At 76.2% G+C, this 20,141-nt stretch carries 12 protein-coding genes; 10 read left to right on the forward strand and 2 right to left on the reverse strand.

Annotated features, from left to right (window positions below; genetic code table 11):
* Window positions 1-39 precede the first annotated feature (39 nt).
* From ABD823_RS07255 to ABD823_RS07285, 7 genes are read left to right on the forward strand one after another with little or no spacing between them, the layout of a single operon-like run.
* Complete coding sequence (locus ABD823_RS07255) at window positions 40-1,623, forward strand: class I adenylate-forming enzyme family protein (RefSeq protein WP_344857147.1); 1,584 nt, start codon at window positions 40-42, stop codon at window positions 1,621-1,623.
* The gene (locus ABD823_RS07260) at window positions 1,620-2,903 is read left to right on the forward strand and encodes a condensation domain-containing protein (protein ID WP_344857150.1); all 1,284 of its coding nucleotides are present in this window, start codon (window positions 1,620-1,622) and stop codon (window positions 2,901-2,903) included. Before ABD823_RS07255 ends, ABD823_RS07260 begins: the two co-directional genes overlap by 4 nt.
* A 52-nt stretch (window positions 2,904-2,955) precedes the next feature.
* Window positions 2,956-3,210 carry a phosphopantetheine-binding protein gene (locus tag ABD823_RS07265; RefSeq protein WP_344857152.1) on the forward strand — a complete coding sequence of 85 codons (255 nt, stop codon included), beginning with the start codon at window positions 2,956-2,958 and terminating at the stop codon, window positions 3,208-3,210.
* Window positions 3,203-4,204 (forward strand): thiamine pyrophosphate-dependent dehydrogenase E1 component subunit alpha, encoded by a 1,002-nt coding sequence (locus ABD823_RS07270; RefSeq protein WP_344857154.1) that lies wholly within the window; start codon window positions 3,203-3,205, stop codon window positions 4,202-4,204. The genes ABD823_RS07265 and ABD823_RS07270 overlap by 8 nt, the downstream gene beginning before the upstream one ends.
* Window positions 4,195-5,208 (forward strand): alpha-ketoacid dehydrogenase subunit beta, encoded by a 1,014-nt coding sequence (locus ABD823_RS07275; protein WP_344857155.1) that lies wholly within the window; start codon window positions 4,195-4,197, stop codon window positions 5,206-5,208. Before ABD823_RS07270 ends, ABD823_RS07275 begins: the two co-directional genes overlap by 10 nt.
* The gene (locus ABD823_RS07280; protein WP_344857157.1) at window positions 5,201-6,532 is read left to right on the forward strand and encodes a 2-oxo acid dehydrogenase subunit E2; all 1,332 of its coding nucleotides are present in this window, start codon (window positions 5,201-5,203) and stop codon (window positions 6,530-6,532) included. The genes ABD823_RS07275 and ABD823_RS07280 overlap by 8 nt, the downstream gene beginning before the upstream one ends.
* Window positions 6,529-12,324, forward strand: coding sequence for a non-ribosomal peptide synthetase/MFS transporter (locus ABD823_RS07285; protein WP_344857159.1), 5,796 nt, complete (start codon window positions 6,529-6,531; stop codon window positions 12,322-12,324). Before ABD823_RS07280 ends, ABD823_RS07285 begins: the two co-directional genes overlap by 4 nt.
* 89 nt (window positions 12,325-12,413) lie before the next feature.
* Here ABD823_RS07285 and ABD823_RS07290 read toward each other — a convergent pair whose 3' ends face one another.
* Window positions 12,414-17,129 carry an ATP-dependent helicase gene (locus ABD823_RS07290; protein WP_344857161.1) on the reverse strand — a complete coding sequence of 1,572 codons (4,716 nt, stop codon included), beginning with the start codon at window positions 17,127-17,129 and terminating at the stop codon, window positions 12,414-12,416.
* Between the two features lie 350 nt (window positions 17,130-17,479).
* Between ABD823_RS07290 and ABD823_RS07295 the strand changes: the two genes are divergently transcribed.
* Both ABD823_RS07295 and ABD823_RS07300 read left to right on the forward strand, forming a co-directional pair.
* Entirely contained in the window at window positions 17,480-17,968 is a 489-nt protein-coding gene (locus ABD823_RS07295) for a VOC family protein (protein ID WP_344857163.1), read from the forward strand.
* Window positions 17,969-18,023: 55 nt separating this feature from the next.
* Window positions 18,024-18,218: a DUF3046 domain-containing protein gene (locus ABD823_RS07300; RefSeq protein WP_344857164.1), complete on the forward strand. Its 195-nt coding sequence runs from the start codon at window positions 18,024-18,026 to the stop codon at window positions 18,216-18,218.
* 203 nt (window positions 18,219-18,421) lie between these two features.
* On the opposite strand, the gene ABD823_RS07305 is transcribed toward ABD823_RS07300, so the two are convergent.
* Window positions 18,422-18,748 carry a hypothetical protein gene (locus ABD823_RS07305; RefSeq protein WP_344857165.1) on the reverse strand — a complete coding sequence of 109 codons (327 nt, stop codon included), beginning with the start codon at window positions 18,746-18,748 and terminating at the stop codon, window positions 18,422-18,424.
* 286 nt (window positions 18,749-19,034) lie between these two features.
* On the opposite strand from ABD823_RS07305, the gene recA reads away from it, so the two are divergent.
* Window positions 19,035-20,132, forward strand: coding sequence for a recombinase RecA (gene recA / locus ABD823_RS07310; RefSeq protein ID WP_344857167.1), 1,098 nt, complete (start codon window positions 19,035-19,037; stop codon window positions 20,130-20,132).
* The last annotated feature ends 9 nt before the right edge of the window (window positions 20,133-20,141 follow it).

Raw genomic sequence — 20,141 nt, forward strand, 5'->3', positions numbered from 1 at the left:
CGCGGTCGATATACATCCGATCTTTATCGGGAGGTTCACATGGTGAACCCGACCCTCCCCCACCTCCTCGCGGACCGGGCGCTCGCCGACCCCGACGGAGTCGCGCTGATCGTCCAGGGCTCTGCGCCGCTGACCTACGGCCGGTGGCACGAACGGTCCACCGCGGTCGCGAACGGCCTGGTGGAGCGCGGCGTCGCCCGCGGCGACCGGGTGGGGCTGGTCTTCGGGAACGCGGACTGGGCGGACTACGCCGTGGCCTTCTTCGGGGTGCTCAGGGCGGGCGCCGCCGCCGTGCCGCTCTCCGACCGCCTCACCGCCGCCGACCTGCGCTCCATGCTCGGGCACTGCGGCGCGGCCGGGGCCGTGCACGCGGGAGGACCCGGCGGGGGACCGGACGTCCCCGGCGGCGGCTGGACCGCGACGCTCGGCGAGCTGAGCACGCAGACATCCCACGACCTGCCCGTCCCGGCGCCCGGAGACCTCGCGCAGATCCTCTACACCTCGGGCACCACCGGCCGCCCCAAGGGCGTCGCGGCCACCCACGCCAACCTGGCCCACGGGTGCGGCGCGCGGCGGCGCCCGTTCGCGCACTCCCGGCACCTGGTCCACGCCTTCCCCGTCGGCACCAACGCCGGCCAGATGATGCTGGTCAACGCGGTGGACGCCTGCCCCGCCGTGGTCACCCCGCCCCGGTTCACCCCCGGCCGCTTCGCCGCGCTGATCGAGGAGTACCGGGCGGGGACGGTCTTCCTCGTCCCGGCGATGGCGATCGAGCTGCTCGGCTCCGGGGCGGCCGCGCGGCACGACCTGTCCAGCGTGCGGCTGCTCGGCTCCGCCGCCGCCCCGCTGCCCGCGGCGGTCGCCGAGGCGCTGACCGGGGCCTTCCCGAACGCGACGATCGTCAACTACTACACCTCGACCGAGGCGGCCCCCGCCCAGACGGCCATGATGGTCGACCCGGAACGGCCCGGCAGCGTGGGCCGGGCGATCGCCGGGGGGCGGGTCAGGATCACCGGGCCGGACGGGGAGCCGCTCCCGCCGGGCGAGACCGGCGAGGTCTGGATGCGCTCGGCGGCCGCGCCGCGCTCGTACTACGCGGAGCCGGGTTCCGGCACCTTCCGCGACGGCTGGGTCCGGATGGGCGACCTCGGCCGACTGGACCGGGACGGCTACCTCTACCTCGTCGACCGCGAGAGCGACGTGGTCAAGTCCGGCGCCCACAAGGTCTCCACCCTCCGCGTGGAGGAGGCCGCCTTCCGGCACCCCGCGGTGGCCGAGGCGGCCGCGTTCGGCGTGCCGCACCCGGTGCTCGGGACCGTCGTCGCCGTCGCCATGGCCGTCCGCGCGCCGCTGACCGCCGAGGAGCTGCGGCTCTTCCTCGCCGACCGGCTGGCGCCGTACGAGATGCCCGCCCACGTGGTCACGGTCGCCGCGCTGCCCCGCAACGCGGCGGGCAAGGTCGACAAGCGGGCGCTGCGCGCGGGCCTGGCGGAGCGGGAGACACCCGGACCGGTGGAGCGGGCGCGGCAGGCGTCCGGGTCGGCGGATCCGGCGGGAGAGGCGTCCGGGTCGGCGGATCCGGCCCGGGAGGCGTCCGGGCCGGCGGAACGGGCCCCCGCGTGAGCGCCGGGGCCGCCCTCCTCCGGCAGGGCGTGGAGGCCACCCTCCTGCAGCAGGGCATGTGGGTGACCGAGCAGACCACCGGGGCGGGGACCGCCTACCACATGCCCCTCCTGATCCACCTGCGCGGTGCCCCGGACCCGGCCGCCCTGGTGGCGGCCTGCGCCGCGGTCGTGGGCCGCCACCCGGTCCTGGGCTCCGTCGCGGCCGAGACCGCGCACGGGCTGCGGCTCGTCCCCGGAGCCCCGGTGCCGGTGCGGCGCCGGCGCGCACCCGGGCGGGGGAACCCGGCCGGAGACCTCGCGGGCGACCCGCAGGACTGGCCGGAGGCGGTGCGCGAGGAGGTCTTCGCCCCCTTCGACGTGGACGCCGGGCCGCTGGCCCGCTTCACCCTCTACGAGACCGGCCCCGGACGGCTCACCGTGGCCTTCACCGCCCACCACCTGGTCTTCGACGGGCACTCCAAGGACGTCCTGGTGGCCGAGCTCGCCGCGCTGTACAACGGCGAGGCCCCGGATCCGCCGCCCCCGCTCGACCACGGCCGGGCCGAGCGCGAGCGGATCGCCGCGCAGCTGCCGGCCGCCCGGGAGTTCTGGTCGTCCCGGTGGCGGGAGCCCGGCGAGACGGTGGTGCGCGGCCGGGTGCTGCGCTCCCGCCGGGCGGCGGCGGGCCGTACGCTCCGCTTCCGCGCCGACCTCCCGGCCGTCGCGGGGCTGACCCGGTTCGAGACGCTGCTCGCCGCGCTGCACGCCCTGCTCGCCGGGTACGGCAACGCCGCCGTCACGACGGCCGTGGACCTGTCCACCCGTCCGGCGGAGGCGGCCGGGCACATCGGCGTGTTCGTCAACGAGCTGCCCGTCACCACGCGCCCGGAGCCGGAGGAGACCTTCGGCGCCTTCGCCGCCGGGCTGCGCGCCCGGCTGCGGGAGGTCTACCGGTTCCGCGGCGTCCCGCTGAGCCGGGCGCTGCCCCGGCTGCGCCCGCACGCCGCGCTGGCGCCCGTCTCGGTCAGCTACCGCGTCCGCGCCCTGCCGGACCCGGTCTTCACCGGGCTGGAGTGCGCGGTCGACCGGACGGTCCCCAACGGCTCCGTCCGCGGCGCGCTCCACCTGCAGTGCGTGGACGGGCCGGACGGCCTCGCCGTCGCCCTGCGCCACGACCCCGAGGCGCTGCCGGATGCCGGCGCCTTCGCCGCCGACCTGCTCCTGCTGCTGGAACGGGCCGGGCGCGACCCCGGTCTGCGCCTGCGCGACCTGCCGGCCCACCGCCGGACCGCCCCGTGACCCGCCGCCGGACGACCGGTGCCGGGCGCCGCACGACCCCTGGAGAACGCACATGGGTTCCGTCACCACCCTCACCGACCAGGTCCGGGAGATCTGGGAGGAGGTCCTGGGCATCTCGCCGATCGACGACCACGACGACGTCTTCGACCTCGGCGGGCACTCGCTGACCATCACGCAGATCATCGTCCGGATGCGCAAGCGACTCGGCGTCGAGGTCGAGCTGGACGACTTCTTCGACAACCCCACCGTCGCCGGGATCGTCAAGCTCCTCGGCGACGGCCGCGACGACGGCCGTGGCGATGACTGAGACGATGACCGGGGCGGCGGCCGAGGCGGTGACCGGGGCGGCGGCCGGGAGCGCCGCCCCCGGAACCGCCGGCCCCGCCGAGGCCCCGGCCGGTCCGGCGCTCTCCCGGCTGGCCGACGACGACCTCGACCTGCTGCTGCTGATCCGGCACTTCGAGCTGACGCTGCTGCGGCTGTACGGCAGGGGCGAGCTGAACGGCACCACCCACACCTGCCTGGGCCAGGAGTACGTGCCGGTGGCGCTGCGCCCCCTGCTGGGGCCCGGCGACTTCGTCCTCAGCAACCACCGCGGCCACGGCCACTACCTGGCCCGCTTCGGCGACGCGCACGGGCTGCTGGCGGAGATCATGGGCAGGGAGGGCGCGGTCTGCGGCGGGGTGGGCGGCAGCCAGCACATCCACCGGGACCGCTACCTGTCCACCGGGGTGCAGGGGGAGAGCCTTCCGGTCGCCGCCGGAGTCGCCCTGCACCTGCGGCGCGCCGAGCCGGGCGCGCTGGCGTGCGTCTACATCGGCGACGGCACCTGGGGAGAGGGCGCCGTCTACGAGGCGCTGAACCTGGCCGCGCTCTGGGACCTGCCGCTGCTGGTGGTCGTGGAGAACAACGGCATCGCCCAGTCCACGCCCACGGGCGCGCACCTCGCGGGGAGCATCGCCGGGCGGGCGGCGGCGTTCGGCATCGACCACCACCCGGTCGTCTCGGCCGACGTCAACGAGATCCGCCCCGCGCTGGCGCCGCTGGTCGCCCGGGTGCGGGAGGGCCGGCCGCTGGTGGCGGAGTTCCGCACGCACCGGCTCGGCCCGCACAGCAAGGGGGACGACACCCGCCCGCCCGCACAGGTCCGCGCGGCCCGCGCGCACGACTGGTACGCCCGCTACGCCCACGACCACCCCGGACACCTCCACCCGGCCGACGAGCGGGTCCGGGCGCGGGTCGAGGAGATCGCGGCCGAGGTCGCCGCCCGCCCGCCGTCGAGGTGGTCGCCGTGCGCGTAGCCGAGAACCTCAACGCCGCCCTGCACGGGCTGCTCGACGACGACCCGGCGGCGTACGTGCTGGGCGAGGACGTCCTCGACCCGTACGGCGGCGCCTTCAAGATCACCAGGGGGCTCTCCACGCGCTTCCCCGGCCGGGTGATCACCACCCCGATCAGCGAGGGCGCCCTCACCGGGGTCGCCGCCGGGCTCGCGCTGGCCGGCAACACCGCGGTGGCCGAGATCATGTTCGGCGACTTCGCCACGCTCGCCTTCGACCAGCTGTGCAACTTCGCCGCCAAGTCGGTGTCGATGTACGGCTCGCGCCTGCCCCTGCGGATGATCGTCCGCTGCCCCACCGGCGGCGGCCGCGGCTACGGCCCCACGCACAGCCAGAGCCTGCAGAAGCACTTCGTCGGCGTGCCCGGCCTGGCCCTGTACGAGATGTCGCCCTTCCACGACAACCGCGAGGTGCTCGCGGCCATGGTGGAGCGGGGCGAGCCGTGCCTGTTCTTCGAGGACAAGGTCCTCTACACCCGGCCGGCGGGGCAGGCCGGCCCGTTGCTGCGGGTGCGCCGCGACGGCGACCTGGCCGTGGTGGAGCCGGTCGTGCCGGAGCTCGCCGACCGCCCCGACTGCGTGATCGTCGCCCCGGGCGGGACGGCGCACCGGGCGATGGAGGCGATGCGCTCGCTGCTGCTGGAGGAGGAGATCGCCTGCCGGCTGCTGGTGCCGTCCCGGCTGTACCCGCTGGACGCCGAGGCGCTGCTGCCGCACCTCGGGCGGGTCGTGCTGGTCGCCGAGGAGAGCGCCCCGGGCGGCGCCTGGGGCGCGGAGGTCGCCCACCAGGTCCACCAGCGGGCCTGGGAGCGGCTGCGCGGGCCGGTCCGCCTGGTCTGCTCGCGGGCGTCGGTGATCCCCACCGCCGCCCACCTGGAGCGGGAGGTCCTCGTCAGCGCGCCCGCGATCCACCGCGCCGTACGGGAGGCCGTACGGCGGGCAGCGCAGGAGGCGCCGCGTGGCTGACGTCCTCGTCCCCAAGCTGAACAACCAGGACACCGAGTACCTGGTCGTGGAATGGCTCGTCGGCGACGGCGAGCCGGTGCGCGCCGGTGAGGCGGTGGCGGTCCTGGAGACCTCCAAGGCCGCCGACGAGATCGAGGTGGACGTCTCCGGCCGGCTGGTCCACGTCGCGGCCGAGGACGCCTGGGTCGCCCCGGGCGCCGTGCTGGCCCGCGTCGTCACCGGCGACCCGGCCGGGCCCGTCCCGGATCGCACCGGATCCCCGCCGCGGCCGTCCGCCGGGGAGCCCGCCGGAGGGTCCGCAGGTCCGCCCGCCGGTTCACCCGCCGCGGGGCCCGCCGTTCCGTCCGCAGGTCCGCCCGCCGTTTCCTCCGACGCGGAGGCGGCGCCCGGCGCGGCCGCCGCCCCGCCGATCACCGTCCCGGCCCGGGCCGCGATGGCGGAGCTGGGCGTCTCCGAGGAGCAGGTGCTGGCCCTGTGCCTGCCGCTGGTCCGCCGGGCCGACATCGAGCGGCTGGCCGCCGGCCGCGCTCCCGAGGGCGGGGAGGACCCCCGCCCCGGCCAGGCCCCTCCCGGCTCCGCCGGGGCGGGCGAGGCCGCCGTACCGGCCGGTCCGCAGGGAGGTGACGGGTCCGCCGGTCCGCAGGCGGGCGGCGGGTCCGGGACGCACGGGCTGCCGCGGGTCCAGCGGGCCGTGGCGCGCGCGGTCGCCCTCTCCCACCGGACGGTCCCGGCCGCGTACACCGTGATGCGCTTCGACGTCGGCCCGGCGCTGGCGCGGGCCCGCGAGCTGACCCGGGAGGTGCGCAGGCCCGTCGGGCTGCCCGAGCTGTTCGTGCAGGCGGTGGCCCGGCTGCACGGGCGGTTCCCGCTGCTGTTCGCCTCCGCCGAGGACGCGCCGGGACCGGCCGGACCGGTCGTCAGGCTCTCCGCGGCCCCCTGCATCGGGGTCACCTTCGACCTGGGCGAGGGCCTGTACGTGCCGGTCGTCCGCGACACCGGCACCCTGCGCGCCGTCGCGGACACACTGATGCGCCACCGGCTGGCCGCGGCGACCGGGGACTTCCGGGAGCGGGACCTGACCGGGGCGAACATCACCGTCACCCTGCACACCGACGCCGACGTGGTCCTCGCCGTCCCCATCGTCCTGCCCGGCACGGCCGCGGCCCTCGCGGTGACCTCCCCGCGGCCCGAGACCGTCCTGGCCGCCGACGGATCGGTGACGGTGCGGACCGTCGCCGACATCGGCCTGGCCTACGACCACCGACTCGTCAACGGCCGGGACGCCGCCCTGTTCCTGGCCGCACTCCGTCAGGAGATCCATTGACCGAGACCGCACCGCCCCCGCCCCTCGCTCCGGCCCCGCCGGACCCCCGGCCGGAGCTGTCGGAGGCCAAACGCGCCCTGCTCGCCCGGCGGCTCCGCCGCAGGCAGGAGACCCGGGAGATCACCCCCCGGCCGCCCGGCGCCGACCCGCCGCTCTCCCACGCCCAGGAGCGCCTGTGGTTCCTGGAGCAGTACCAGCCGGGCGGCACCGCCTACACCGTCCCGGCCGTCGTACGGCTGCGCTGCCCGCTCGACGAGGACGCGCTGCGCCGCGCCCTGGCGGGGGTCGCCGCCCGCCACGAGGCCCTGCGGATGCGCTTCCCCACCACCGAGGACGGCACGCCCGAACTGGTCGTGGACGAGCCGGGGCCGGTCCCGCTGGACCTCGCCGAGGCGGCGGACCAGCAGGCGGCCCTGGAGCTGGTCGACGCCGCGCTGGCCGTGCCGTTCGACCTGGCGCGCGGGCCGCTGCTCCGCGCGCTCCTGGTCAGGATCGCGCCGGACGACCACGTGCTGCTGGTCGCCGCGCACCACGCCGTCGTCGACGGCTGGTCCTTCGACATCGTCTTCCGCGAGCTGCTCGCCCTCTACGACGGCGAGACCCCGCCGCCCCCGCCGGTCGGCTACGGCGACTACGCGATCTGGCAGCGCGGGCGCGACCTGGGCCGCGAGATCGGCCACTGGCGCGACCGGCTGGCCGGGCTGCCCGCGCTCGACCTGCCCACCGACCGGCCGCGCCCGGCCGAGCAGGGCCACGACGGCGCCTCGCTCGCCGTCCGGATCGACGCCGACCTCACCCGGCGCCTCGCCGAGCTGGGCCGGACCGTGAACGCCACGCCGTACATGACGCTGCTGGCGGCCTTCCAGGTGCTGCTGGCCCGCTACTCGGGGCAGGCGGACTTCGCGGTCGGCTCCCCGGTGGCCGGGCGGAGCCTGCCCGAGCTGGAGGGCGTGGTCGGCATGTTCGTCAACACGCTGGTGCTCCGCGCGGACCTCGACGGCGACCCGCCGTTCACCGCCTTCCTGGAGCGGGTCCGGGAGACCGCCCTGGACGCGTTCGCCCACGCCGAGCTGCCGTTCGACCGCCTGGTCACGGAGCTGAACGTGGTCCGCGACGTCAGCCGCGCCCCGCTGGCCCAGGTCGCGTTCGCGCTGCAGAACTACGCGGGGGGCGGGACCGACCCGCGGGTGACCTACCTCACCCCGCCGGTCAGGACGACCCGCCACGACCTGGCGCTGTACCTGTTCGAGACCCCCGACGGACTGACCGGGCACTTCACCTACAACACCGCGCTGTTCGACCGGGAGACCGTGGAGCTGCTGGCGGCCCGGTTCGAGACGCTGCTCCGCTCCGCCGCCGCCGGCCCGGACACCCCGGTCGGCGAGCTGTCCCTGCTCTCGGACGCCGAGCGGGAGCTGGTGCTGCGGTTCGGATCGGCCCCCGGCCCGCGGCCGGCCGGGCACCGCCTGCTCGGCGACATCCTGACCGCGCAGGCCGCGCTGACCCCGGACGCGACCGCCGTGGTCTGCCCCGCCCCGGCCGCCGCCCCCGACGACCCGGGCGGTCCGGGCGGGTGCGCGCCGGCCTCGCTGACCTACGCCGGACTGGAGCACCGGTCGAGGGCGATCGCCGCGCTGCTGCGCCGCCGGTACGGCGTCGGCCCCGACGTCCGGGTGGGCGTCCTGCTCGACCGCTCCACCGACCTGGCCGCCGCGGTCCTCGGCGTGCTGGCCGCGGGCGGCGCCTACGTGCCGCTCGACCCCAAGCAGCCGCGCGACCGGCTGGCGTACATGCTCGCCGACTCCGGCGCCGTCGCCGTCCTGACCACCTCCGCGCAGAGCGGCCTCGTCCCGGACGGCCACCCGGTGGTCCGCCTGGACGCCGAGGAACTCGCGGAGACCGCGTTCGACGACCCCGGCACCACCCCCGACCACCTGGCGTACGTGATCTACACCTCCGGCACGACCGGACGGCCCAAGGGCGTCGGGGTGCAGCACCGGCAGGTGCTGAACTACCTGGCCGGGGTCCGGGAACGGTTCGCCGTCGCGCCGGGGTCGGTCTTCTCCCTGCTCCAGTCGCTGTCCTTCGACTTCGGCGTGACGGTCTTCTACCTGTCGCTGCTCACCGGGGGCGAGCTGCACCTGCTCGACCCGCAGGCCCCGGTGGAGGAGCTCGCCGGCACGCTGGGCCGTACCGACTACCTGAAGATGACCCCCTCCCACCTCGCCTCGCTCCTGGCCGGCAGCGACCCCCGGGAGCTGCTCCCGCGCAGGCTGCTCATCCTCGGCGGCGAGGCCTCCGCCTGGTCCTGGGCGCGGGAGCTGGCCGGGTACACGGCCGTGGCCAACCACTACGGGCCCACCGAGGCCACCGTCGGCGTGGCCGTGCACGCCGTCACCGACGCCCCCGAGACCGCGCTGAACCTGCCGGTCGGCGGTCCGCTGCCGGGCGTGCGGCTGTACGTGCTGGACGAGCACCTGCGCCTCGTCCCGCCCGGCATGGCCGGCGAGATCCACATCGGCGGCGACCGCCTCGCCCGCGGCTACCTCGGGCGGCCCGGCCTGACCGCCGAGCGCTTCCTGCCCGACCCGTACGGCGGGCCCGGCGCCCGCATGTACCGCACCGGCGACCTCGGCCGCTGGCTGCCGACCGGCGAGCTGTGCTTCCTGGGCCGCCGCGACCTGCAGGTCAAGGTCCGCGGCTACCGGGTGGAGCTGTCGGAGATCGAGTCGGTCCTCGCCGAGCAGGAGGGGATCGCGCAGGCCGTCGTGGAGCTGCGCGGCGACCGGCTGGTCGGCTACCTCGTCGGGGAGCGCACGCCGGTCGGCGAGCTGCGCGCCCGGCTCGCCGACCGGTTGCCCGAGTACATGGTCCCCGGGCGGTTCGTCTGGCTGGACGAGCTGCCCCTGAAGTCGCACGGCAAGGTCGACCGGGCCCGGCTCCCCGACCCCGGCGACGAGCGCCCGGACCAGGAGGCCGGGTTCGCGCCGCCCGAGACGGCCCTGGAGGAGGAGATCGCGCGGGTGTGGGCCGAGGTCCTCGGCCTCACCCGGATCGGCGTGCTGGACGACTTCTTCGACCTGGGCGGGCACTCGCTGCTGGCCGCGCAGGTGGTCGCCCGGCTGCGGCGGGCCGCCCCCGCAGGCGGGCGCCCGATCGGCATCCTCGACCTGTTCAAGCACCGCACCGTCCGGGGACTGGCCCGCTTCGCCGCGAGCGCCGCCCCGGGCGGGCCGCGCGCGCTGCTGCACCGCCTCACCCCGGCCCGTCCCGCCTCCGCCACCCTGGTCTGCGTGCCGTACAACGGCGGCAGCGCCGCCGTCTACCAGCCGCTGGCCGACGCGCTGCCCGAGGACTGGGCGCTGCACGCGGTGGCCGTGCCGGGGCAGGAGCTGGGCCTGGCCGAGGAGGGCCGGCCGGTCGCCGAGGTCGCGGAGGGCTGCGCACGGGAGATCCTGGCCGGCGTCCGGGGCCCGGTCGTGCTGTACGGCCACTGCGGGCTCGGCGTCATGCTCTCCGTGGAGATCGCCCGCCGCCTGGAGGCCGCCGGACGACCCGTCGAGGCCGTCTACCTCGGCGGGATCTTCCCCTTCGCCCGCCCCTCCTCCCTGCTGGGCAGGATCGCCGACCTGGCCGACCGGTTCCGCGGTGACCGGGCGTGGGCCAACGCCCTGCGGGCCGCCGGGCTCGACATCGACGAGCTGGACCGCGACGAGCTCGCACTGATGATCCGCAACCGGCGGGAGGGCACCCGGGAGGCCGAACGCTACTTCACCCGGCTGCTCGCCGAGGGCGTCGAGCCGCTCCGGGCGCCGATCGTCTCCGTCGTGGGCGAGCGCGACCCGGCCACGGACTTCTACCAGGAGCGCTACCGCGAGTGGCACCTGCTGTCGGATTCCGCGGCGCTGGCCGTCCTCGACGAGGCGGGGCACTTCTTCCTGAAGTACCGGGCCGCCGAGCTGGCCGGCATCGTCACCGGCGTGCACCGGGCCGTCGCCTCCGGCGAGACCGGGGCGCTGCGCCGTACCGACCGGTCGACCTGGTGGCTGGAGGGCGTCTCCCGGCGCTCCTCGTTCTCCCCGGCCTCCCCGGTCTCCCCGGACGGCGGGGACGCCCCCGGCGCTCCCGGCGGCGCGGGCGGTCCGGGCCTTCCGGGCGGCGCGGGCCTTCCGGGCGGCGCCGGGTCACCGGTGGGACGGGTGTCCCCGGCCGGTGCCGGCCCCTCGGCCGGACCCGCGGCAGGACCCTCGGCGGGCCCCTCGGCGGGCCCCGCGGCGGGCCCCGCGGCGGGCCCCGCGACCGGGCCCGCGACCGGGCCCGCGACCGGGCCCGCGACCGGGCCCGCGCCGACCGGGGGACCGGCGCCGAGCATGAGGCGCTTCGGAGCGGTGGCCGCCGGCCAGCTCGTCTCGATCGTCGGATCGTCGCTGACCGAGTACGCGGTCCCGCTGTGGATCTACATCACCACCGGCTCCCTCGTGGACTTCGCCCTCTTCTCGGTCCTGGCGCTGCTGCCCGGCATGCTGGTCTCCCCGCTCGCCGGCGCGCTCGTCGACCGCCACGACCGGCGCCGCATCATGCTCGCCGGAGACGCGGGCGCGTTCGGCACGCAGCTGGTCCTCGGCCTGCTGCTGTGGACGGGGAACCTGCAGGTGTGGCACGTCTACCCGCTGCTGGTGGTGCTCTCGGTGGCGCTCGCCTTCCAGCGCCTGGCCTACAACTCCGCGATCCCGCAGCTGGTGCCCAAACGCTTCCTCGGCCATGCCAACGGCGTCGTCCAGATGGTCACCGGCACGGCCCAGCTCGTCGTCCCCCTGGCCGCGGTCGGGCTGATGGCGGCGGTCGGGCTGGAGGGCATCCTCGTCCTGGACGTCGCCTCCTACGTGTTCGCGATCGCGGTCCTGCTCCTGGTCCGCTTCCCGAAGACGATGGCGGCCAGGCGCCGCGAGTCGCTGGCGGCCGAGATGGTCGAGGGCTGGCGGTTCTCCTGGGGCGACCGGTGGTTCCGCGCCATGCTGGTCTTCTTCGTGGTGCTGAACGTCTTCCTGTCCCCGCTGTTCCTGCTCGTCTCACCGCTCGTGCTGGGCTTCGCCACCCTCGACGACGTGGGCCGCGTCTCGTTCTGCGGCGGTCTCGGCGTGCTCCTCGGCGGCCTGGTGATGGCCGTCTGGGGCGGCCCGCGCCGCCGGCGGATGCGCGGCGTCCTGCTCGCCACCCTGGCACTCGGCGGCTGCTGCCTGGTCACCGGTCTGCGGGAGGACCTGGTGGTGATCGCGCTCGGCGCGTTCGGCATGTCGTTCTGGTTGACGGTGCTCAACGGCGTCTACGCCACGATCGTGCAGGTCAAGGTGCCGCAGCGGTTCCACGGCCGGGTCATGGCGCTGAACCAGCTCGTCGCCTGGTCCACCCTGCCGATCGGTTTCGGCCTGGTCGCGCCGTACGGCAGCGCCCTGTTCGAGCCGCTGCTGCTGCCCGGCGGGCCGCTGGCCGACGGCGTCGTCGGCGCGGTCCTCGGCACCGGGCAGGGACGCGGCGTCGGCCTGATGTACGTGCTGTTCGCGGTCGCCATCGCGGTCACCGCGCTGGTCGCGCTGCGGAACCGGACCCTGTCGCGGTTCGACGCGGACATGCCGGACGCGCTCCCCGACGACCTGGTCGGCCTGCGCGCGGTCCGGGAACGCGCCGGTGCGGCGGAACCGGCCGGTACGGCGGGACGGCAGGGACCGGCCGGCGGGGCGGGGAGGGAGGAGCCCGCCGAGGAGACGACCGCGGCGGCCGCCCCGCGGCGGTGAGGCGCCGCCCCGCGGGCGCTCCGCCGCGGTGAGGGGGCACCTCACCGCGGGCGTCCCGCCGCGGTGAGCCGGCGGGACGGCCGCGGAGCTCAGGCGCGCAGCCGCAGCCCGCGAGGGGTGGGGTGGAACCCGGCCGCCTCCAGGGCCGCGGCGAGCGGGGAGTCGTTGATCGCGGCGCCGTCGGCCCGCTCCACGGTCAGCTTGCCCAGCGCACCGTCGCGTACGGCCAGCGCCAGGGCGTCGACGGCCGGCCGGAGGCGGTCGTCGCCGGCGAACGAGAGCAGGGTCTTGCCGCCGCGCTCGACGTAGAGCGCCAGGTGCCCGTCGACGAGCACCACCAGGGCGCCCGCCTTCCGGCCCGGCTTGTGGGCCACGTCCCCCGGGTGGGCGGGCCACGGCAGCGCGGCGCCGTACGGGTTGGCCGGGTCGGCCGCCGCCAGGACCACGGCCCGGCGTTCGCCGCCGCCGGAGGGGGCCCGCCACGGCTCGGCGGGGACGGAGGGCGAGGCGGTCGCGCGCATGCGGTCGACGGCGCCCGGCAGGGCGAACTGGGCACCGCCCAGCCCTTCGACGAAGTAACCGCGCCGGCACCGGCCGCTCTCCTCGAACGCGCGCAGCACCTGGTAGACGGCGGCGAACCCGCCCGGCAGCCGCTCGGCCGCGACCGCGCCCCGGGTCAGCACGCCGTGCCGCTCCAGCAGCACCTCCGCCTGGGCGTGCGCGCGCTGGGTGGCGTCCTCGGCCGGGGCGGGCAGCGCCCACCAGCGCCCGCCCACGGTCGGCGGGCCGCTCCGGGAGGGCAGCACGGCCCGCCTGCGGCGGGTGGACGCCGGGCGGTGCGCGGGCCGGCCGGTGCCGAGCACCGCCCGCAGCGGGGCCAGGGTGTCACCCGTGATCCGTCCCGCCCACACCAGGTCCCACACCGCCGCCACCAGCGTCCGGTCGTCGGGGACGCCCCCGAGCAGCGTGCCGGTGCGGTCCGTCAGCTCGCGGAAGAACAGCGCGCCCCCGCCGCCGAGGGACTCCAGGACCGCCTCGTGCACCGGGGTCACGGTGATCTCGGCGGCCGGGGGCATCAGCAGCGGGGCGGTGTCGGCGAAGTAGAGGGAGACCCACCCGTCGCCGCCGGGCAGCGACCCCTGCCCGGCCCAGACCACCTCACCGGAGGAGGTCAGCTCGTCCAGCAGGGACGGGTCGTAGCCGGGCACCCGGGAGGGCAGGACCAGCGTCTCCAGCGCCGAGGCGGGCACCGCCGCGCCCTGGAGCCGCTCGACGGCGTCCACCAGCGCGTCGATCGGCGGCCTGCCGGGGCGCGCGCCGCCGATGATGCCGTGCCAGGCGGGGGAGAACGCGGCGAGCGCCTCGGCGGGGACCGGCTCGACCTCCTTGCGGAGCCGGGCCAGCGACCTGCGGCGCAGCAGGCGCAGCACCCCCGCGTCGCACCACTCCTCGCCCCGGCCGCCGGGACGGAACTCGCCGCTCACCACGCGGCCGGAGGCGGCCAGGCGGCGCAGCGCGTCGGTGACGACGGCCGGGCCGAGGCCGAACCGGGCGGCGGCGGTGGCGGCGGAGAAGGGCGCGCGGGTGCGGGCGTGCCGGGCGAGCAGGTCGCCGAGCGGGTCGTCGACCGGTTCCAGGAACACGTGCGGCACGCCCACCGGGAGCGGCGTGCCGAGCGCGTCGCGCAGCCGGGCGGCGTCCTCGACCGCGGCCCACTGCTCCTGCCCGGCGACCCGGACCCGGATCGCCCGCCGCGCCGCCTCCAGAGCGTCCAGCCAGGCCGGGTCGCCGCCGCGCAGGCTCACGTCGGCGGGCACCAGGGGGCCGTGGGAGCGGAGCAGGTCGGCGAGGTCCTCGGCGTCGCGCAGCGGCCGGTCCAGCCGGGCCAGCTCGCGCTCGGCGTCGGCGATCACGTCCGGGTCGAGCAGCTCGCGCAGGTCGGCCTGGCCGAGCAGCTCGGCCAGCAGGCTCGTGTCGAGTGCGAGCGCCTGGGCGCGCCGCTCGGCCAGCGGGGCGTCCCCCTCGTACATGAACGCGCCGACGTAGTCGAAGAGCAGGGACGCCGCGAACGGCGACGCCTGGGACGTCTCCACCTCCACCAGCCGGATCCGCCGGGCCGCGACGTCGCGCATGAGGGCGACGAGTCCCGGCACGTCGAACACGTCCTGCAGGCACTCGCGCATCGTCTCCAGCACGACGGGGAACGAGCCGTAGCGGCCGGCCACGCCGAGCAGGTGGGCGGCCCGCTGGCGCTGCTGCCACAGGGGGGTCCGCCGGCCCGGGCTGCGGCGCGGCAGCAGCAGCGAGCGCCCGGCGCACTCGCGGAACCGGGCCGCGAACAGCGCCGAGCCGCCGAGCTCCTCGGTGACGATCCGCTCGATCTCGTCGGGGTCGAAGACCGCCACGTCCGAGGGCGGGTCGGAGAGCGTGTCGGGGATGCGCAGCACGATGCCGTCGTCGGAGTGCACCGCCTGCACGTCGACGCCGTAGCGCTCGCGCAGCCGCCGCCCGATCGCCAGCGCCCACGGGGCGTGCACCCGCGCGCCGTACGGCGAGTGCACCACGACCCGCCAGTCGCCCAGCTCGTCGTGGAAGCGCTCGACCAGGAGCGTGCGGTCGTCCGGCACGTATCCGGTGGCCTCGCGCTGCTCGGCGAGGTAGGCGAGCAGGTTGGCGGCGGCGGAGCCGTCCAGGCCCGCCGCCCGGACCCGGGCCCGCGCGGTCTCGTCGTCCGAGCCGGACAGCTCGCGCAGGAACGCGCCGATCGCCCGGCCCAGCTCGGCGGGACGGCCGGGGGTGTCGCCGTGCCAGAAGGGCAGCTTGCCCGGCTGCCCCGGGGCGGGGGAGACCAGCACCCGGTCGGCGGTGATGTCCTCGATCCGCCAGGAGGTCGCGCCCAGCACGAACACGTCCCCCGCCCGGGACTCGTAGACCATCTCCTCGTCCAGCTCGCCCACCCGGGACGCCTTCTCCCCGACGAGGAAGACGCCGTACAGCCCCCGGTCGGGGATCGTGCCGCCGTTCGTCACCGCCAGCCGCTGGGCGCCCGGCCGCCCGCGCAGCACGCCGGTGACCCGGTCCCAGACGATGCGGGGACGCAGCTCGGCGAACTCCTCGCTGGGGTAGCGCCCGGCGAGCATGTCGAGCGTCGCCTCCAGCGCGCTCCGGGGCAGCGTCCGGTACGGCGCGGCGCGGCGGACCAGGCTCTCCAGCTCGTCGACGGTCCACTCGTCCAGCGCGGTCATCGCGACGATCTGCTGGGCGAGCACGTCGAGCGGGTTGCGGGGGTAGCGCAGCTCCTCGATCTCACCGCGCTTCATCCGCTCGGCCACCACGGCCGTCCGGACCAGGTCGCCGCGGTACTTGGGGAAGATCACGCCGCGGGAGACCGCGCCCACCCGGTGCCCGGCCCGGCCGATCCGCTGCAGGCCGCTGGCCACGCTCGGCGGCGCCTCCACGCACGCGACCAGGTCGACCGCGCCCATGTCGATGCCGAGCTCCAGACTGGAGGTGGCGACCACCGCGGGCAGCCGCCCGGACTTGAGCGCCTCCTCGATCTGGGAGCGCTCCTGCTTCGACACCGAGCCGTGGTGCGCCCGGACGATCTCCGGGGGCGCGCCCCCGCCCGCCCCCGCCTGGGCCATCATCTCGGCCGGGGTGGCGGTCGGGGCCGGGGGACCGGGAAGGCCGTCCGGCGGCGCGTCGGCTCCGGCCCGCCGCTCCCAGGCCAGCTCGTTGAGGCGGGCGCACAGCCGTTCGGCCAGCCGCCGGGAGTTGGCGAACACGATCGTCGAGTCGTGCGCGCCGATCAGCTCGAAGAGCCGCTCCTCGACGTGCGGCCAGATCGACCGCCTGGCCGGCGGCCGGGCCGGCCAGGCGTCGCCGGAGTCGTCCGGGCGGGGGGCGGCGTCGAGCTCGGTCATGTCCTCGACCGGGACGACGACCTCGACCTCGACGACCTTCTCCGACGGGGGCTGGACCACGGTCGCCGGGCGGGGACCGCCGAGGAAGGCGGCGACCTCGCTCACCGGCCGGACGGTCGCCGACAGGCCGACGCGCTGGGCGGGCGCGGGGAGCAGCGCGTCGAGCCGCTCCAGGCTGAGCGCCAGGTGCGCGCCGCGCTTGGTCGCCGCCACCGCGTGCACCTCGTCGACGATGACGGTCTCCACGCCGCGCAGCGACTCGCGGGCCTGGCTCGTGAGCAGCAGGAACAGCGACTCGGGCGTGGTGATGAGGATGTCGGACGGCCGGGCGGCGAACCTGCGCCGCTCCTCGGCGGAGGTGTCGCCGGACCGGACCGCCACCGAGATGTCCGGCACCGGCAGCCCGAGCCGCCGGGCGGTCTGCCTCAGCCCGGCCAGCGGCGCCCGAAGGTTGCGCTCGACGTCCACCGCCAGGGCCTTGAGCGGGGAGACGTAGAGCACCCGGCACCGCCGGGGGGCACCGCCGTCCGCGGCCCGGGAGCGCCGCCGCCGGCCCGCGGCGGGCGCGTCCCGGGTCTCCGCGGCCCGGGTCTCCGCGGCCCGGGTCTCCGCGTCTGCGGTCCCGGAGACCGCGGCGGCCCCGGGACCGGTCTCCTCCACCGCGGGGCGGGCGTCCGCCGTGCGCTCGGCGGCCAGGCGGTCGAGCGACCACAGGAACGCGGCCAGGGTCTTGCCGGACCCGGTCGGGGCGACCACCAGCGTGTTGTCGCCCCGGGCGATCGACTCCCACGCGCCCTCCTGGGCGGCGGTCGGCGCGGCGAAGGCTCCGGTGAACCATTCCCTGGTCACCTGGGTGAAGTGGGCGAGCGCTGATCCGGTCACCGTCTCATAGTGCCGCGTGCCACCGACAGAGTCCGCGGGCCGGAGCCGCCGGCGGCGCCGTTCCGCCGGACGGGCCGTCCGGGCCGGGACCGCCACGACCGGTCCCTGCGGCAGGCCCGGCGGGCGGACGGGCGCGGCCCCGGCCTCCGGGGCCCCGGGTCTGCGGAGCCCGCGTCCCGGCGGGGCACGCCCGCCCCGGTGTGACAGCGTCGTGACAGCCGCGTGACAACGGCGTGACGTTCCGGAAAGGTTGAGTCACTCCCGGCACGGAGAAATAGCTCAGACACAGCGCGTCCGGGTCCGGCCCCGGGTCCGGGCGGGCGACCGGCACACCGAGCGATGGGATGGCGATGAGCGTCGACTATCCGGCCATCGAGACGGCACGAGAGCGGATCAGGGAGGCGCACCTGCGGGCGCACCGCCCGCCCAGCAGCGCCAGAGGGCTCCACCACTTCGCCCTGATCTGCTCCGACGTCGAACGGACGATCGCCTTCTACCAGGACCTGTTGGAGTTCCCCCTCACGGAGATCTTCGAGAACCGCGACTACCGGGGCTCCAACCACTTCTTCTTCGACATCGGCAACGGCAACCTGCTGGCCTTCTTCGACTTCCCCGGGCTGGACCTCGGCCCCTACGCCGAGGTCCTCGGCGGGCTCCACCACATCGCCATCTCGGTGGACCCGGTGACCTGGGAGCGGCTGCGCGGGCGGCTGGAGGCGGCGGGCGTGCCGCACCAGATCGAGAGCGGCGCCTCGATCTACTTCAGGGACCCCGACGGGACCCGGCTGGAGCTGCTGGCCGACCCCCTCGGCGAGATGTACGGCTCCCGCGTCATCTGATCCCGGCGGCGGCCGGAGGGCGGGGACCGCACTGCGCGGCCCCCATACTGGGAGCATGCGCCTGTCGGATTTCTGGAAGCGGATGAAGCTGCACTTCGGCGACGCCTACGCCGAGTCGTGGGCCCGCGACTACGTCATCGCGGAGCTGGGCGGCCGGACCGTGGACCAGGCGCTGGCCGACGGTTTCGCGGCCAAGGACGTCTGGCACGCGGTGTGCCGGGTGTCGGACGTCGAGGCCCGCCTTCGCTGACGCGTTCCCCGGGCTGAAGGCCGGAGTGCTGAGGACGATCCGGCGGCGGCGCCGTGGCCCGCCGCGGGGACGCCGGATCGGCGGCGGAACGCCGGTCCGCGGCGGTGCGCCGGTCCGCGGCGGTGCGCCCCGGATCCGGGCGTCGGCCCGGGGCGGGACGGGAGGCGGGGCCGGCGGCGGAGCCGCGGGCCGGGACCGCCGGGTCAGGGGTCGGGCGGCCGTTGCGGGGCGGATCCGCCCGGCGGGTGAGCGGGATCGTCGCCCAGCAGCTTGCCGATCAGTTCGGCCACGTGGGCCGGGTCGCCGGTGCCCTCCTGGCCGCTCGGCGACCACAGGAGGAGCCAGCCCTCCCGGGCCGGGGTGGCGAAGACGATCGTCTGCTTCCCGGTGCCGGGATGCCAGATCCACAGCACGGGGTCGCCGCCGCCGAGCATGCGGCCGACCAGCCCCCGCCCGGGCAGCTCCGCGGCCAGGGACTCGAGGTGGGCCAGGCGTTGCCGGCTGAACGTGTCGGTCAGCGGGTCGGTCACTGTGAGGCCCCTCCGGATCGTTTTGGCTCCAGGATTCCCCCAGGTCAGGCGGGGTTACAACAGGTCCGGCGGAATGCCCGGGAATGTCGCCCGGCAGAGAGGCCCGGCGGTACGGCGGGGCGCGCGCGGCGGCGGGACGCGTGTCGCGATCGAGCGACCATCGAACAGTCGTTCGGCTATATTGGACGGGTCAGCCCTAGTGGCGTGCTCTCCGGAAAATGTCGGTGGCACCCCGTAGCTTTCTGGCAACACCGATTCGAACCGCAACCCTCCCAGGGGGCTCCCAGTGGCAGCTAACGACCGCGAGAAGGCGCTCGAGACCGCGCTCGCTCAGATCGAGCGGCAGTTCGGCAAGGGCTCCGTCATGCGTCTCGGCGACGAGACCCGCGCACCCATCGAAGTGATCCCGACCGGCTCCATCGCGCTGGACGTCGCGCTCGGCATCGGCGGCTTCCCGCGCGGTCGCATCGTCGAGATCTACGGCCCGGAGTCCTCCGGTAAGACCACCGTCGCGCTGCACGCGGTGGCCAACGCCCAGCGCCAGGGCGGCATCGCGGCGTTCATCGACGCCGAGCACGCCCTCGACCCCGAGTACGCCAAGAAGCTCGGCGTCGACACCGACGCGCTGCTCGTCTCCCAGCCCGACACCGGCGAGCAGGCGCTGGAGATCGCCGACATGCTCATCCGCTCGGGCGCCATCGACCTGCTGGTCATCGACTCGGTCGCGGCGCTGGTGCCGAAGGCCGAGATCGAGGGCGAGATGGGCGACAGCCACGTCGGTCTCCAGGCCCGCCTGATGTCGCAGGCCCTGCGCAAGGTCGCCGGCGCGCTCAACAGCACCGGCACCACCGCGATCTTCATCAACCAGCTCCGCGAGAAGATCGGCGTCATGTTCGGCTCGCCGGAGACCACGACCGGTGGCAAGGCGCTGAAGTTCTACGCCTCGATCCGCCTCGACGTCCGCCGCATCGAGACGCTGAAGGACGGCACCGAGCCGGTCGGCAACCGCACCCGGGTGAAGGTCGTCAAGAACAAGATGGCCCCGCCCTTCCGGGTGGCCGACTTCGACATCCTGTACGGCGTCGGCATCTCCCGCGAGGGCGGTCTGATCGACATGGGCGTCGAGCACGGCTTCGTCCGCAAGTCCGGCGCCTGGTACACCTACGAGGGCGACCAGCTCGGCCAGGGCAAGGAGAACGCCCGCAACTTCCTGCGGAACCACCCCGACATGGCCAACGAGATCGAGAAGAAGATCAAGGAGAAGCTCGGCGTCGGCCCGAGCGTGGACGCCCCGGCCGCCCCGCCGGCGGCCCCCGCCGCCCCGGCCGCCGCTCCTTCGGGCCGTGGCGCGAAGGCCGCCGCGGCCAAGGCCGCCGACGCCTGAGGCGAGCTG

The organism is Planomonospora alba (assembly GCF_039534085.1).
Classification (GTDB): domain Bacteria; phylum Actinomycetota; class Actinomycetes; order Streptosporangiales; family Streptosporangiaceae; genus Planomonospora_B; species Planomonospora_B alba.